This is a genomic window from Microbacterium sp. (genome assembly GCF_031180975.1).
Taxonomy (GTDB): domain Bacteria; phylum Actinomycetota; class Actinomycetes; order Actinomycetales; family Microbacteriaceae; genus Microbacterium.
On sequence record NZ_JAPSLI010000002.1, the window covers coordinates 98,866 to 113,259 of the forward strand.

At 69.3% G+C, this 14,394-nt stretch carries 17 protein-coding genes, 2 tRNA genes and 1 pseudogene; 13 read left to right on the forward strand and 7 right to left on the reverse strand.

Annotated elements, in window-relative coordinates:
- The first annotated feature begins 39 nt into the window (after positions 1-39).
- The 6 genes from gatC (at position 40) to RIF65_RS03590 (ending at position 5,639) form a co-directional block, all read left to right on the forward strand.
- On the forward strand, positions 40-339 hold the full coding sequence (gene gatC / locus RIF65_RS03565) for an Asp-tRNA(Asn)/Glu-tRNA(Gln) amidotransferase subunit GatC (RefSeq protein WP_309064399.1): 300 nt from the start codon (positions 40-42) through the stop codon (positions 337-339).
- Positions 336-1,850, forward strand: coding sequence for an Asp-tRNA(Asn)/Glu-tRNA(Gln) amidotransferase subunit GatA (gene gatA / locus RIF65_RS03570; protein WP_309064398.1), 1,515 nt, complete (start codon positions 336-338; stop codon positions 1,848-1,850). Before gatC ends, gatA begins: the two co-directional genes overlap by 4 nt.
- A complete protein-coding gene (gatB, locus tag RIF65_RS03575) occupies positions 1,850-3,364 on the forward strand; it encodes an Asp-tRNA(Asn)/Glu-tRNA(Gln) amidotransferase subunit GatB (RefSeq protein ID WP_309064397.1) in 1,515 nt (504 codons plus the stop codon). The genes gatA and gatB overlap by 1 nt, the downstream gene beginning before the upstream one ends.
- A gap of 153 nt (positions 3,365-3,517) precedes the next feature.
- Complete coding sequence (gene dinB, locus RIF65_RS03580; RefSeq protein ID WP_309064396.1) at positions 3,518-4,750, forward strand: DNA polymerase IV; 1,233 nt, start codon at positions 3,518-3,520, stop codon at positions 4,748-4,750.
- Between the two features lie 4 nt (positions 4,751-4,754).
- Positions 4,755-5,045: a hypothetical protein gene (locus RIF65_RS03585; protein WP_375142121.1), complete on the forward strand. Its 291-nt coding sequence runs from the start codon at positions 4,755-4,757 to the stop codon at positions 5,043-5,045.
- A gap of 12 nt (positions 5,046-5,057) precedes the next feature.
- The gene (locus RIF65_RS03590) at positions 5,058-5,639 is read left to right on the forward strand and encodes a hypothetical protein (protein ID WP_309064395.1); all 582 of its coding nucleotides are present in this window, start codon (positions 5,058-5,060) and stop codon (positions 5,637-5,639) included.
- An 11-nt stretch (positions 5,640-5,650) separates the two neighbouring features.
- On the opposite strand, the gene RIF65_RS03595 is transcribed toward RIF65_RS03590, so the two are convergent.
- From RIF65_RS03595 to orn, 6 genes and pseudogenes are all read right to left on the reverse strand, one after another.
- The gene (locus tag RIF65_RS03595) at positions 5,651-6,193 is read right to left on the reverse strand and encodes a DUF2017 family protein (protein WP_309064394.1); all 543 of its coding nucleotides are present in this window, start codon (positions 6,191-6,193) and stop codon (positions 5,651-5,653) included.
- A complete protein-coding gene (gene clpS / locus RIF65_RS03600; protein WP_309064393.1) occupies positions 6,163-6,453 on the reverse strand; it encodes an ATP-dependent Clp protease adapter ClpS in 291 nt (96 codons plus the stop codon). Before clpS ends, RIF65_RS03595 begins: the two co-directional genes overlap by 31 nt.
- Entirely contained in the window at positions 6,450-6,794 is a 345-nt protein-coding gene (locus tag RIF65_RS03605; RefSeq protein WP_309064502.1) for a metallopeptidase family protein, read from the reverse strand. The genes clpS and RIF65_RS03605 overlap by 4 nt, the downstream gene beginning before the upstream one ends.
- Positions 6,795-6,914: 120 nt before the next feature.
- A pseudogene (locus RIF65_RS03610) lies at positions 6,915-7,307 on the reverse strand (GNAT family N-acetyltransferase); the annotation flags it as partial.
- Positions 7,308-7,429: 122 nt separating this feature from the next.
- Positions 7,430-7,505 (reverse strand) — tRNA-His (locus RIF65_RS03615).
- Between the two features lie 36 nt (positions 7,506-7,541).
- Positions 7,542-8,168 carry an oligoribonuclease gene (orn, locus tag RIF65_RS03620; RefSeq protein WP_309064392.1) on the reverse strand — a complete coding sequence of 209 codons (627 nt, stop codon included), beginning with the start codon at positions 8,166-8,168 and terminating at the stop codon, positions 7,542-7,544.
- 58 nt (positions 8,169-8,226) lie between these two features.
- Between orn and RIF65_RS03625 the strand changes: the two genes are divergently transcribed.
- Positions 8,227-8,299, forward strand: a tRNA-Arg gene (locus RIF65_RS03625).
- A 21-nt stretch (positions 8,300-8,320) separates the two neighbouring features.
- Here RIF65_RS03625 and RIF65_RS03630 read toward each other — a convergent pair.
- Complete coding sequence (locus tag RIF65_RS03630; protein WP_309064391.1) at positions 8,321-8,584, reverse strand: hypothetical protein; 264 nt, start codon at positions 8,582-8,584, stop codon at positions 8,321-8,323.
- A gap of 84 nt (positions 8,585-8,668) precedes the next feature.
- Here RIF65_RS03630 and RIF65_RS03635 point away from each other — a divergent pair, with 84 nt between their 5' ends.
- The 6 genes from RIF65_RS03635 to RIF65_RS03660 all read left to right on the forward strand — a co-directional run bounded on the left by RIF65_RS03635 (position 8,669) and on the right by RIF65_RS03660 (position 14,082).
- Positions 8,669-9,292 (forward strand): LysE family translocator, encoded by a 624-nt coding sequence (locus tag RIF65_RS03635; RefSeq protein ID WP_309064390.1) that lies wholly within the window; start codon positions 8,669-8,671, stop codon positions 9,290-9,292.
- A 51-nt stretch (positions 9,293-9,343) separates the two neighbouring features.
- Complete coding sequence (msrA, locus tag RIF65_RS03640; protein ID WP_309064389.1) at positions 9,344-9,865, forward strand: peptide-methionine (S)-S-oxide reductase MsrA; 522 nt, start codon at positions 9,344-9,346, stop codon at positions 9,863-9,865.
- A 157-nt stretch (positions 9,866-10,022) separates the two neighbouring features.
- The gene (locus tag RIF65_RS03645; RefSeq protein ID WP_309064388.1) at positions 10,023-10,610 is read left to right on the forward strand and encodes a single-stranded DNA-binding protein; all 588 of its coding nucleotides are present in this window, start codon (positions 10,023-10,025) and stop codon (positions 10,608-10,610) included.
- A gap of 192 nt (positions 10,611-10,802) precedes the next feature.
- Positions 10,803-11,795: a bile acid:sodium symporter family protein gene (locus tag RIF65_RS03650; protein WP_309064387.1), complete on the forward strand. Its 993-nt coding sequence runs from the start codon at positions 10,803-10,805 to the stop codon at positions 11,793-11,795.
- A 129-nt stretch (positions 11,796-11,924) separates the two neighbouring features.
- Positions 11,925-13,604 (forward strand): energy-dependent translational throttle protein EttA, encoded by a 1,680-nt coding sequence (ettA, locus tag RIF65_RS03655; RefSeq protein WP_309064386.1) that lies wholly within the window; start codon positions 11,925-11,927, stop codon positions 13,602-13,604.
- Positions 13,555-14,082, forward strand: a complete 528-nt coding sequence (locus RIF65_RS03660; RefSeq protein WP_375142122.1) for an acyl-CoA thioesterase — start codon at positions 13,555-13,557, stop codon at positions 14,080-14,082. Before ettA ends, RIF65_RS03660 begins: the two co-directional genes overlap by 50 nt.
- Positions 14,083-14,394 lie beyond the last annotated feature (312 nt).

Below are 14,394 nucleotides of genomic sequence, written 5' to 3' on the forward strand. Positions count from 1 at the left end.
CCGGTCGGCGCGGCCGGCGCGCTCTCCTAGACTGGGGTGGTGTCTGAAATCACCCCCGATCTCGTACGCCATCTCGGCGTGCTCGCGCGCATCCAGCTCACCGACGACGAGGTGACCAGCCTCACCGGCCAGCTCGACGCCATCGTCGACAACATCGCCAAGGTGTCCGAAGTCGCAACGCCCGAGGTGCCGGCGACCAGCCACCCGATCGCGCTGAGCAACGTGTTCCGCCCCGACGAGGTCGGGCAGACGCTGACGCTCGAGCAGACGCTGAAGAATGCACCGGATGCCGCCGACGGGCGCTTCCGTGTCACCGCCATCCTGGGAGAAGAGCAGTGAGCGACATCATTCGGCTCAGCGCCGCCGAACTCGGCGAGAAGATCGCCGCCGGCGAACTCTCCAGCGTCGACGCGACGCAGGCGCACCTGGACCGCATCGCCGCCGTCGACGGCGACGTGCACGCCTTCCTGCACGTGAACGAGCACGCCCTCGCGGCGGCCGCTGAGGTGGACGCACGCCGTGCCGCAGGCGAACAGCTCGGCCCGATCGCGGGCGTCCCGCTTGCGATCAAGGATGTGCTGGTCACCACCGACCAGCCCTCCACGAGCGGCTCCAAGATCCTCGAAGGGTACATGTCGCCGTTCGACGCCACGGTCGTGGCGCGCTCGCGCGCAGCGGGGCTCGTCCCGCTCGGCAAGACCAACATGGACGAGTTCGCCATGGGCTCCTCCACCGAGCACTCCGCGTACGGGCCCACCCGCAACCCGTGGGACCTCGACCGCATCCCGGGTGGATCCGGGGGTGGGTCGGCCGCGGCCGTCGCCGCCTTCGAGGCCCCGCTGGCGCTCGGCTCCGACACCGGCGGCTCGATCCGCCAGCCCGCGCACGTGACGGGCACCGTCGGCATCAAGCCGACCTACGGCGGCGTCAGCCGCTACGGTGCCATCGCGCTGGCATCCAGCCTCGACCAGGTGGGTCCCGTGACCCGCACTGTCCTGGACTCGGGTCTGCTGCACGACGTGATCGGCGGCCACGACCCGAAGGACTCCACCTCGCTCACCGACGAGTGGCCCTCTTTCGCTGCCGCCGCCCGCGAGGGCGCCTCCGGCGAGGTGCTGAAGGGGCTCAAGGTCGGTGTGATCCGCGAGCTGCCCGACTCCGGATTCCAGGCCGGCGTCGCGGCATCCTTCCACGCCTCGCTCGAACTGATGCAGAAGCACGGCGCGGAGATCGTCGAGATCTCGGCACCGCACTTCGAGTACGGCGTCGCCGCCTACTACCTCATCCTCCCCGCGGAGGCGTCCAGCAACCTGGCCAAGTTCGACTCGGTGCGTTTCGGCATGCGCGTCACGCCGTCCGGCGCCCCGACGGTCGAGGACGTCATGTCCGCCACCCGTGAGGCGGGGTTCGGACCCGAGGTGAAGCGCCGCATCATCCTGGGCACCTATGCGCTGTCGGCCGGGTACTACGACGCTTACTACGGCAGCGCCCAGAAGGTGCGCACGCTCATCCAGCGCGACTTCGACGCCGCGTTCGGTGAGGTCGACGTGATCGCCACTCCGTCGGCCCCGACGACGGCGTTCCGCATCGGTGAGAAGATCGACGATCCCCTGCAGATGTACCTCAACGACCTCACGACGATCCCGGCGAACCTCGCGGGCGTCCCCGGCATCTCGATCCCGTCGGGTCTCGCCGACGAGGACGGGCTGCCGGTCGGCATCCAGTTCCTCGCCCCCGCGCGCGAGGACGCCCGCCTGTACCGCGTCGGTGCGGCCCTGGAGGCTGCGCTTCTCGACTCGTGGGGCGGACCACTGCTCGACAAGGCCCCCGCCCTGGGAGGAGACCGCTGATGGCCGCTGCCAAGCTCATGGACTACGACAAGGCTCTCGAACTGTTCGAGCCCGTCCTCGGCTTCGAGGTGCACGTCGAGCTGAACACCCGCACCAAGATGTTCTCCGACGCGCCGAATCCCGCCAATGACGAGTTCCACGGTGCCGAGCCGAACACGCTGATCGCCCCCGTCGACCTGGGCCTTCCCGGGTCTCTTCCGGTGGTGAACGAGACCGCCGTGCGCTCTTCGATCAGCCTCGGGCTGGCGCTGGGATGCTCGATCGCCCCGTCCAGTCGGTTCGCCAGGAAGAACTACTTCTACCCCGACCTGGGCAAGAACTACCAGATCTCCCAGTACGACGAGCCCATCGCTTTCGAGGGCTCGGTCGAGGTGGAGCTCGAGGACGGCACTCTGGTGACCATTCCGATCGAGCGCGCCCACATGGAGGAGGACGCCGGGAAGCTCACCCACATGGGTGGCGCGACCGGCCGCATCCAGGGCGCCGAGTACTCGCTGGTGGACTACAACCGCGCCGGTGTGCCGCTGGTCGAGATCGTCACCAAGCCGATCTTCGGCACCGAGCATCGCGCGCCGGAGGTCGCCAAGGCGTACGTGCAGACCATCCGCGACATCGTGCGCGCGCTGGGCATCTCCGAAGCGCGCCTGGAGCGCGGCAACCTTCGCTGCGACGCCAACGTGTCGCTGCGCCCCCGCGGGCAGGAGAAGCTCGGCACCCGCACCGAGACGAAGAACGTCAACTCCATGCGCTCCGTCGAGCGGGCTGTGCGCTACGAGATCCAGCGTCAGGCGCAGATCCTCGCGGACGGCGGCACCATCGTGCAGGAGACCAGGCACTGGCACGAGGACACCGGGGTCACCTCCCCGGGGCGTCCGAAGTCGGATGCCGACGACTACCGCTACTTTCCGGAGCCCGACCTGCTGCCCGTGCAGCCCGCGCCCGAGCTGATCGAGCAGCTGCGCGCCGCGCTGCCTGAACAGCCCGTCGCCCGTCGGCGCCGCCTGATGGCGGAGTGGGGCTTCACCGACCTGGAGTTCCAGGACGTCCGCAACGGGGGCCTGCTGGACGAGGTAGAGGCGACCATCGCCGCCGGCGCATCGCCCGCCGCCGCGCGCAAGTGGTGGACCGGTGAGATCACGCGCATCGCGAACGCCCAGGAGCGCGACGCCGCATTGTTGGTGTCGCCCGCCGACGTCGCCGCGCTGCAGCAGCTCGTCGCGGCCGGCACCCTGACCGACAAGCTCGCCCGGCAGGTGCTGGAAGGCGTCATCGCCGGTGAAGGCACGCCGCAGGAGGTCGTCGACGCGCGCGGACTCGCCGTCGTCTCCGACGATGGGGCGCTCGTCGCTGCGATCGACGACGCCCTGGCCGCGCAGCCGGACGTGCTGGCCAAGATCCAGGACGGCAAGGTGCAGGCCGCGGGTGCCATCATCGGCGCGGTCATGAAGGCCATGAAGGGGCAGGCGGACGCCGCCCGCGTGCGCGAGCTCATCCTGGAGCGCGCCGCCCAGTAGCCCCGCGTCTCCCGGCATCCCCCGCCTCCCTCATCCCGGCCCCGGCAGACCCTCCATCTCGGGTTTGGGGCGGATTCTCGACTTTGGGGCGGGCGACAACCGCCCCGAACGCGAGAATCCGCCCCAAACGGGTGGGGGAGGGAGAATGGAGGGATGGGACGCGGGGACGGATCGGGACGCATCGTCTCGCCGGCGGATGCCGATGACACCGGCGCCGGGATCCTGCACGTCGACATGGACGCGTTCTACGCAGCCGTCGAGGTGCTGCACGACCCGTCCTTGCGCGGACTGCCCCTGATCATCGGCTCGCCGGACGGCAGGTCGGTGGTCTCCAGCGCGTCCTACGAGGCGCGCCGCTACGGCGTGCGCTCCGCGATGCCGGTGGCGCAGGCGATCCGGCTGTGTCCGACGGCACGCATCGTGCCCCCGGACTTCACCCGCTATCGCGCCGTCTCCGCGCAGGTGATGGCGATCTTCGAGCAGATCACGCCGCTCGTCGAACCGCTCTCCATCGACGAGGCGTTCCTCGACGTCCGAGGCGCCCGGCGGTTGTGGGGGAGTCCACGCGAGATCGGTGCGCTGATCCGACGGCGGGTGGCCGACGAGGTCGGCATCACCTGCAGCGTGGGCGTCGCCGCCACCAAGCACGTCGCGAAGATGGCCTCGACCATCGCGAAACCCGACGGGATGCTGGTGGTCGCGGCCACGGATACCGCCGACTTCCTCGCGCCGCGACCGGTGCGGGCGATGTGGGGCGTCGGGCCGAAGGCCGCCGAGGCGCTCGAGGCGCGCGGCATCCGTCTCATCCGCGACATCCGCGCGGCGTCCGCCTCCACGCTGGAACGGGCCGTCGGCCCGGGACTCGCAGCACGCATCCGCGAGCTCGCCGACGGGCACGACCCGCGTCCCGTCGAGACGCACCGCGCTGAGAAGAGCCTCGGCCACGAGGAGACCTTCGAACGCGACGTCACCGACCGTGACCTGCTGCGTTCCGAGCTGCTGCGGCTCGCCGACCGCGTGGCGGTGCGGCTGCGGCGCGCGGAATGGGAGGCGGGGGTCGTGGCGATCAAGATCCGCTTCGCGGACTTCACCACGCTGACGCGGTCGCAGTCGCTGCCCGAGCCCACGTCGCTCGGCCAGCGGATCGGCGACGTGGCCCGGAGCCTGTTCGACGACATCGAGCGGCACGACCCTGTGCGCCTGGTCGGGGTGCGCGCGGAGCGTCTCCGGCCCGCCGGAGGGGCGATCGCGCTGTGGGACGAGGACGAGGACTGGCGTCGGGTCGAAGGCACGCTCGATGAGGCGCGGTCGAAGTTCGGGGCCGCCATGATCACCCGCGCCCGGCACCTCGGCGCGCGTGAGCGTCCGGGCGGTGGGCTAGCGTAGCTGCATGCCTCACATCGCACTGGAACTCGGACGCAACGCCGCCTCCTTCGGCGTGCAGACCGCCTACGGTGAGCCGCAGCAGGTCGACGGAGCCCAGTTCACTCCGGTGGCTCTGACGCTCACCGGCTTCGGCGGCGGAAACATGGACGACAGCGCGGGTGGCGGAGGAGGCGGCGGCGTCGCGATCCCGCTCGGCGTGTACGTCCGCCGCGAGGAGGGTCTGCGGTTCGAACCCAACTTCGTCTCCCTGCTCGCCGTCGCCATCCCGTTCGTCTGGACGGCGGTCGCGCCCTGAGCCGCGTCATCCGTGCACTCAAGAAGTGACGACCCGTTCGCGGACGCGTTGGCGGCCGCGGTGGAGCGGATCGGCGCAGCGGTGCGCGCTGTCGCCGCATCGAATCCGGTCGTCCTGATCGACGGCCGCAGCGGCGCGGGCAAGAGCAGCCTGGCGACCCGGTTGCGGCGCGGCTGGCCGCTCAGCGGGCCCGTCCAGGTCGTCGCACTCGACTCGCTCTACCCGGGGTGGGAGGGCTTGGAGGCAGGCGCGGATGCCGCCACCGAGCGCATCCTGTTGCCGCATGCCCGCGGGGTGATCGGGATCTGGCGACGGTGGGACTGGGATCGCGAAGAGGAGGCCGAGGCCCACGCCGTCGATCCCGCGCTCGCACTCATCGTGGAAGGCTGCGGTGCGCTCACCGCCCGGGCGGCACGGCTCGCGGATGTCACGGTCTGGGTGGACGGACCCGCCGCGTCGCGCAGGCAGCGCGCGCTGGAGCGTGACGGCGACGGCTTACGCGCGCACTGGGACATGTGGGCGCGGCAGGAGGAAGAGCACATCGCGCGTCACGATCCCGTCTCGCTGGCGCACGTGCGGGTGCAGACCCCCTAGCTCGGGCCCGGTCAGATCCACGTCTCGTGGTCGAGCCCGTCCCTGGCATCCGCCGCCCTCACCAGCTGATCGAGCCGGAATCCGAGCCAGTCGTAGACCCCGAACCGGGGATCCTCGGGGTCGTGGTCGTCGGCGCCCGACACTCCGAGTCGGGACGCGAGCACCAGCCGGAGGGCGGTGAGGGTGCGCAGCCATGCGTCGAGATCGGGGTCGGCGATGATCACCCGCGCGGCCTGCAGACCCTCGCCGGCGTGTTCCGGGGTGGCGTCCCCGACCGCCTCCGCCAGGGCGGCGCGCACCGTGCCCACGTCCGCCAGCCTGCGTTCCAGGATCGCGGTCTGTGTCGCCTCGCGGAACGCGGCGGAGGCCTCGCGGTCGTCCGGGTACGGGTCCGGTGCGAGCGCGGTGGTCCCGGCATCCGCGGTGTGCTGGGAATCCTCCAGCACGGTCACGAACTCGTCGAGGAGGTCGAGGAGATGCCCCACCTCGATGAGAGCCAGCGGGAGCACCAGACCGCCGCCGGTCACTGTGGCGCCTGCCGTATCGTCGCCCACAGCCCGTAGTCGTGCATCGCCTGCGCGTGCACCTCCATCGTCTCCCGGGGACCGGTCGCGACGACCGCGTGGCCCTCGTGGTGCACGGCGAGCATCAGGGCGGTGGCGTGCTCGAGCGAGTACCCGAAGTAGGTGCGGAACACGCGGACCACGTAGCTCATCAGGTTGACCGGGTCGTCCCACACCACCAGCTGCCAGGGCAGCAGGGGAGCGGCGGTGAGCTGCTCATCGGTGGTCGGTGCGGATGCCGGAGTGCTCACGCCCACCCCAGTTCGTGCAGCTGACGGTCGTCGATGCCGTAGTAGTGCCCGATCTCGTGCACCAGCGTGGTGTGGATCTCTTCGCGCAGTTCGCCCTCGGTCTCGCAGGCGGCCAGGTGTGCGCGGCGGTAGACGATGATGCGGTCGGGCAGCTCGGCCATGCCGTACTGTCCGCGTTCGGTGAGAGCGAGGCCATCGTAGAGACCGAACAGATCCTCGCCGTCCTCCGGTTCGTCCTCGACGACGAAGACGACGTTCTCGAGGCCGTCCACCATGTCGTCCGGCAGGCGGTCGAGCTCGTCGATCACGAGTGCCTCGAACGCCTCGGCGTCCATACGCATCCCGCGCGGGAGGCGCCGCTCCATGTGCACACGCCGGCCGTGCTTGGCCAGGTCGAGCCGCACCTCGGCGGCGAGCAGACCTGCGTGGAAGTCGTCGTCCGGGTCGGGGCGCTCCTCGAAACCGGCGGAGGCGTAGAACGGTGCGTTCCACGGGATGTCGGCGTAGGTGCGGAGCGTCATCCGCGTGGCGCCTCGGTCGGCGGCCTCATCGAGAGCGGCGTTCAGCAGGGCGCGTCCGTGTCCGCGCCTGCCGTGAGCAGGGAGGACGGAGAGCTGCTCGAGGTGGGCGACTCCGTCGTGCTCGATGACGTGCGCGAAGCCGACGGCAGGGCCGTCCTCGGCCTCCGTGGCGACGAGGATGAAGCCGGGCTCCGACAGACGCTCGCGCACTGACGGGGGAGCGCCCCAGTCCACGCGCCCGAAGACGTCTGAGAACGCCGCGTCGGCGGCCGCCTCGATGCTCGCGAGCACGTCCAGATCGGCGTCGGTGGCAGGACGGACGTGCGAGGGCATACCTCGATGCTATCCACGTGCGGACGGGGCGGGCGCGGGCCGGTGTGTCGCGCGCGTAGCCGCGGAGCCGGCCACCGCATGGAAGAACGCCCCGGGATCCGCATGATCCCGGGGCGTTCGGTTGGGGTGAGTAACGGGGCTTGAACCCGCGACCTCCTGGACCACAACCAGGCGCTCTACCGACTGAGCTATACCCACCATGTGCCTGCCGGAGCAGGCAACCAGACGAGTCTATTACATGTTCGGCTGGAACTCCGACACCGTGCGACTCGCGATCTCCCGTGCTTCGTCAGAGGTCGGCCCAGGCTCCGGTACGAACACCGCCTCGCGGTAGTAACGCAACTCGCGGATCGACTCCAGGATGTCCGCGAGCGCGCGGTGACCGCCGTCCTTGACGGGCGCCTGGTAGAACGCCCGCGGGAACCAGCGGCGGGAGAGCTCCTTGATGCTGGAGACGTCCACGTTGCGGTAGTGCAGATACTGGTCGACCTGCGGCATGTACTTCGCGAGGAACATCCGGTCGGTGCCGATCGTGTTCCCGGCCAGCGCTGCCTTCCGCTCGAGCGGCACGAACTGCTTGATGTACGCGAGGGTCTGCGCCTCCGCCTCTTCGACGGAGACTCCCGAAGGCAGCTCGTCGAGCAGACCCGAGGAACGGTGCATCTCCGTGACGAAGTCGTTCATGTGCGCGAGGGCGCGTTCACTGGGCTTGATGACCACCTGGAACCCGGCGTCGAGCGGTCGCAACTCGAAATCGGTGACGACGACGGCGATCTCGGCGAGTTCGTCGACCGAGAGATCGAGTCCCGTCATCTCGCAATCGATCCAGACGAGACGATCGTTCTCGGAGGGGGAAACCATGTGAACATCCTAATGACGGCCGAAGATCCACCGGGGTCCGCGGTAGCCTGGGTGCAGCGCCCTCTTAGCTCAGTGGACAGAGCGACAGCCTTCTAATCTGTTGGTCGCAGGTTCGAATCCTGCAGGGGGCACCGCAATTCTGGCATCCGCCCTCAGTGCCGCAGTGCCGCCACCGCATCGTCGGGGTCCCAGAACTCGCCGACGAGTCGGAAGCCGCCCGAGGGCAGGTGGAGTCGCTCCGCGCGGTAACGGATGCCGAGCGGGTCGGCCACCACACGGAGATGCCCGCGGATGCTGCCGCGATCGTCGATCACCCTCCAGAGATGATCGGCGGCGCGCTCCAGGTGCTCGCGGCGGCTGCGCAGGACGGGGGTCTCCCACAGGACCGTGGGCAGTGTGCCGGTGAGTGCGGTCATGTCGTCTCCTTCCTGGTTCGAACATAGAGACGACCATCGACATCGGATGCCGGGAGCCGGCGCCGCGCTCCCTACACTGTCCTGGTGCCCTGGACGATCTGGCTCTCCCTGTTCGCGGCCTGCGTGGTGATCAGCCTCACCCCAGGCGCGGGCGCCATCAACACGATGAGCAACGCGCTCGTACAGGGATGGCGGCGGTCGTTGTGGGGCGTGCTCGGTCAGCAGGCGGCGCTGATCGTCCACATCGTCATCGTGGCGGCGGGCGTGGGGCTGCTGGTGTCGCGCTCACCGCTGCTGTTCAACGCCATCCGCTACCTCGGCGCGGCGTACCTGGTGTATCTCGGCATCCGTCTGATGCTGACCCGACCACAACCACCGGCCGACGACCCGGACGCCGTGGTGGGCGAGTCCCGATGGAGCATGTTCCGGCGCGGCTTCTGGGTCAACCTGCTCAACCCGAAGGCGGTCGTCTTCTTCCTCGCCTTCGTGCCGCAGTTCATCCGGCTCGATCGCGACCCGCTTCCGCAGTACGTCATCCTCATCGCGACCGTCGTGGTGGTCGATGTGATCGTGATGTGGTTCTTCTTCGCCGCGGCCGCGAAGTCGTTCCGGCGCTTCACGCGCACCGTGCGCGGCCAGCGTGTGCTGAACCTGGTGTTCGGAGGGCTGTTCATCGCTGTGGCCGCTCTGCTGCTGTTCGTGCACTGATGCATCGTCACTCTGAGAGCCGCCGTGCCACGGAGGGCGTAGCGTGGAGGCATGGAAACCTTCGTGCTCGCCGGCGGCTGCTTCTGGTGCCTGGACGCCGCGTATCGCCCCCTCCGCGGCGTCTCCGCCGTGACCTCCGGCTACACCGGCGGCACCACGCCGCACCCCAGCTACGAGCAGGTCTGCACCGGCGCGACGGGTCACGCGGAGGCGGTCGCCGTCACGTTCGATCCGGAGGTCATCCCCGCCGACGTGATCCTGGACGCCTTCTTCACGATGCACGACCCGCGCCAGCTGAACCGCCAGGGCAACGACATCGGCACGCAGTACCGCAGCGCAATGTTCCCCGCCGACGACCGGCAGCGCGAGCTGTTCGAGCAGGCACGGCAGAGGGCGGCGACGATCTGGGACGGTGAGCCCGTGACGACGATCGAGCCGCTCGGTGAGTTCTACGAGGCCGAGGACTACCACCAGGACTTCTTCGCGAAGAACCCCACCCAGGGCTACTGCCTGGCCGTCGCCGTGCCGAAGGTGAACAAGGTCCGGGCGAAGTTCGCCGAGTACCTGGCCTGACTGTCGTCACGGCCGGCGCTTCGGCGTCGTTCGCCCTGCACAATTCGGCGTCCAGCCGAGTTGTCCACTCTGCCTGGGTCGAGCGGGTTCCGGCGGGGGAGGACGCGTGCACTCTGTTCTCATCCGGGCGCGGACCCGGGGACAGAGGAGCACCAACATGCATGACACCGTGACCATCCACGGGAACCTCGGCGGCGAGCCGGTGAAGAACACCACCACGGCGGGAGCGTCCGTGGTCAACTTCCGGGTCGCCTGCAGTTCGGGGTACTGGGACCGCCGCACCGGCAGCTGGGTCGACACCGGCACCAGCTGGTACGACGTCGCGGCGTTCCGTCAGCTCGCAGACCACGCCAAGGCGTCGCTGCACAGCGGCGACCCCGTGATCATCACCGGCTCGTTGCGTCTCAAGGAATGGGAGAGCAACGGCCGACGCGGGATGAGCGCCGAGATCACGGCTGAGTCCATCGGACACGACCTGCGCCGGGGCACCAGCGCCTTCGTGCGGACGCCCCGTGCGCCCATGCAGGCGCTGCCGACCCACGGTCGGGGCGAGCAGTCATCCTTCACGGACGAGAGTCGTCCGCCGTCGTATGCGCAGAGCGAAGAGGAGCAGGTCGAGGACGGGCTGCCCGACGTGCCGGTGACCGATGCGGAGCGCGACGGTTGGGACGCGGCGGGGCTGGAGGCGCGTGACGTCGACTCCTACTCGGACGAGTCGGGGGATGTCGCACTCGCCGCGCGCTGAACCACGTCGACCGCCCATCGGACGGCGCCCACGGTGGGCGGCGGGCTGCGATGAGGGGCGACCCGGACTGCGGATCGTGCCCCTCGGCGAGCCCGTCGCCGCCGTGCAGGGAGGACATCCCGCGCCTGGACCGGTGAGCTCAGGGGACGCAGCGCGCCGGTCCTGGCCCCGCGCAATCGATAGTCTGTCGGGGTGAACAACGACGAAACGACCTCGCCGCCCGAGACCACCGCCGCCCGCATCGGCCGCATCGCCGGAGCCTGGTTCCCGCTCATCGTGCTCGCCGCGGGGGCCTTCGCGGTGTTCGTGCCGACGCCGTTCCTCGTTCTCGGACCCTGGATCACGCCGCTGCTGATGATCATCATGCTCGGCATGGGCATGACCCTGCGCGGGGCGGACTTCGCGATCGTCGCCCGCCGCCCCGTCGCCCTCCTGATCGGCGTCCTCGCGCAGTACATCGTCATGCCCGCGACCGGCTGGCTGCTGGTAACGCTGCTGCAGCTCGACCCCGCGATCGCCGTCGGCGTGATCCTCGTCGCGGCCGCGCCGGGCGGCACGGCCTCGAACGTGATGACCTACCTGGCCAAGGGCGACGTCGCGCTGTCCGTAGCGATGACGACCGTGTCGACGCTGCTCGCACCGATCCTCACCCCGCTGCTCGTCCTGTTCCTCGCGGGCTCCTACCTCCCGGTGGACGCCGCCGGACTGTTCCTGTCGATCGTGCAGATCGTGCTCATTCCGATCGCGGTCGGCCTGCTGCTGCGCCGGTTCCTCCCGCGCGTGGTCGAGGTGCTCGTGGAATGGATGCCGCTGGTCTCGGTCGTCGGCATCACCCTGGTCGTCCTCGCGGTCGTCGCCGGCAGCGCCGCCACCATCCTCAGCTCGGGCCTGCTCATCTTCGCCGTCGTCATCGCGCTGAACGGCGTCGGGCTGCTGCTCGGCTACGGCGCCGCCAGGGCGGTCGGACTCGACGAGTCGTCCCGCCGCGCGGTCAGCATCGAAGTCGGCATGCAGAACTCCGGTCTCGCCGCAGGCCTCGCCCGAGTGCACTTCACTCCGGAGGCCGCGCTGCCCGCGGCGATCTTCTCGGTCTGGCACAACGTCTCCGGCTCGCTGCTCGCCGGCCTGTGGTCGCGACGTCCTCCCGTCGACGAGCGTCATCCCGCGTCCGTCGACGCCGCCTGACCGGCATCCGCGCGGCGTCGGGTCGCGGGGCGAGCGCGGCCTGGCGCCGTCGCCGATCCCGGTAGGCTGGAGAGTCGGCTCCCGTGCGGAGCCGCATCGCTGATCTGCTGACTGAAGGAGAGCTGCTTCGTGGCCGAGTACATCTATTCCATGGTGCGAGCCCGCAAGGCGGTGGGCGACAAGCTCATCCTCGACGACGTCACGATGGCGTTCCTGCCCGGCGCGAAGATCGGCATGGTCGGGCCGAACGGTGCGGGAAAGTCCACGATCCTGAAGATCATGGCCGGTCTCGACCAGCCGTCCAACGGCGAGGCGAAGCTCACCCCCGGCTACAGCGTCGGCATCCTCATGCAGGAGCCCGAGCTGGACGAGTCGAAGACGGTGCTCGAGAACATCCAGGAGGGCGTCGCCATCAAGGCCAAGGTCGACCGGTTCAACGAGATCTCGGCGCTGATGGCCGACCCCGACGCCGACTTCGACAGCCTGCTCGCCGAGATGGGCGTGCTGCAGGAGGAGATCGACGCCGCCGACGGGTGGGACCTCGACTCGCAGCTCGAGCAGGCCATGGATGCGCTGCGCACCCCGCCCGCGGATGCCGAGATCGGGCCCCTGTCCGGTGGCGAGCGCCGCCGTGTGGCGCTTGCGAAGCTGCTGCTGCAGAAGCCCGACCTGCTGCTGCTCGACGAGCCCACCAACCACCTCGACGCAGAGAGCGTGCTGTGGCTGGAGCAGCACCTCCAGTCGTACAAGGGTGCGGTCATCGCGATCACCCACGACCGGTACTTCCTCGACAACGTCGCCGAGTGGATCGCCGAGGTCGACCGCGGCCGCCTGATCGGCTATGAGGGCAATTACTCCACGTACCTGGAGAAGAAGGCCGAGCGCCTCGACATCCAGGGCAAGAAGGACGCCAAGCTCGCCAAGCGGCTGAAGGACGAGCTGGAGTGGGTGCGCTCCAGCGCCAAGGGCCGTCAGACCAAGTCGAAGGCGCGTCTGGCCCGCTACGAGGAGATGGCGGCGGAGGCGGAGCGCACTCGCAAGCTCGACTTCGAGGAGATCCAGATCCCGCCGGGGCCGCGTCTGGGCAGCGTCGTCATCGAGGCCAAGAAGCTGCAGAAGGGCTTCGGCGACCGCACCCTCATCGACGGCCTGAGCTTCAGCCTGCCGCCGAACGGCATCGTCGGCGTGATCGGGCCGAACGGCGTCGGAAAGACCACGCTGTTCAAGACGATCGTCGGTCTGGAGCCGCTCGACAGCGGCGACCTGAAGATCGGCGAGACGGTCAAGATCAGCTACGTCGACCAGTCGCGTGCGAACATCGACCCCGACAAGACGCTGTGGGAGGTCGTCTCGGACGGACTCGACATCATCACCGTCGGCAAGACCGAGATCCCCTCGCGCGCGTACGTGTCGAAGTTCGGCTTCAAGGGCCCGGACCAGCAGAAGAAGGCCGGTGTCCTCTCCGGTGGTGAGCGCAACCGGCTCAACCTGGCGCTCACGCTCAAGGAGGGCGGCAACCTGCTGCTGCTCGACGAGCCGACCAACGACCTGGATGTCGAGACCCTGAGCTCGCTGGAGAACGCCCTGCTCGAGTTCCCGGGCTGCGCCGTCGTGATCACGCATGACCGGTGGTTCCTCGACCGCATCGCCACGCATATCCTGGCGTACGAGGGCACCGACGAGAACCCCGCGCAGTGGCACTGGTTCGAGGGCAACTTCGAGTCCTACGAGCGCAACAAGATCGAGCGACTCGGCCCCGATGCCGCGCGCCCGCACCGCACCACGCACCGCAAGCTCACCCGTGACTGACGCGGGGACGAGAAGACTGCACATCCCCATCCACCTGCGGTGGGGCGACCTGGACGCGTTCAATCACGTCAACAACACCTCGATGCTCAAGCTCCTCGAGGAGGCGCGCGTTCGCGCCTTCTGGAAGCCCGCAGCGGGGGAGGACGCTCCCTCTACCGCCCTGCTCGACTCCGGGATCGAGCAGGGGGTGCTGACGCTGATCGCGCGCCAGGAGATCGAGTACCTGGCGCCGGTGCCTTACCAGCGGCGTCCGCTCGAGGTGCAGATGTGGTTCGGCAAGCTCGGCGGCTCCAGCCTCGAGGTGTGCTACGAGGTGTACAACCATCCCGAGAGCGACGGGCGGATGCTGTACGCGCGGTCCACAGCCGTGATCGTCCTCGTCGACGCGACGACCGGGCGCCCGACGCGCATCTCGCCGGAGATGCGGGCGGCGTGGGAGCCGTACCTGGGCGCCCAGATCGTCTACGCGCGTCACTGATCCGATCTATTCCGGCACGCGCATGCGAGTGCCGCGGATTCTCCGTCCTCCGCGTAATCGCCGGGGGAACGCATGCGCGATGCGGAATGCGGTCGTGGCGTTGCAGGAATTTCCGAAACGGCTCTTGACGCGCCATCAAAGCGGGTCTAGCTTTGCGCTCGGATCGGTCCACCGCAGAGGCGTCCTCGGACGGAGAAGGGGCGACACCGATCCCGTAGACGTCAAGGTCTATCGCCGGGGTTCGGGGGAGCCGCGAAGCGGGACGAGGTGCGCCGGCGCGTTGTTGTCATTTTCTCTAACGACAGGCGCGTC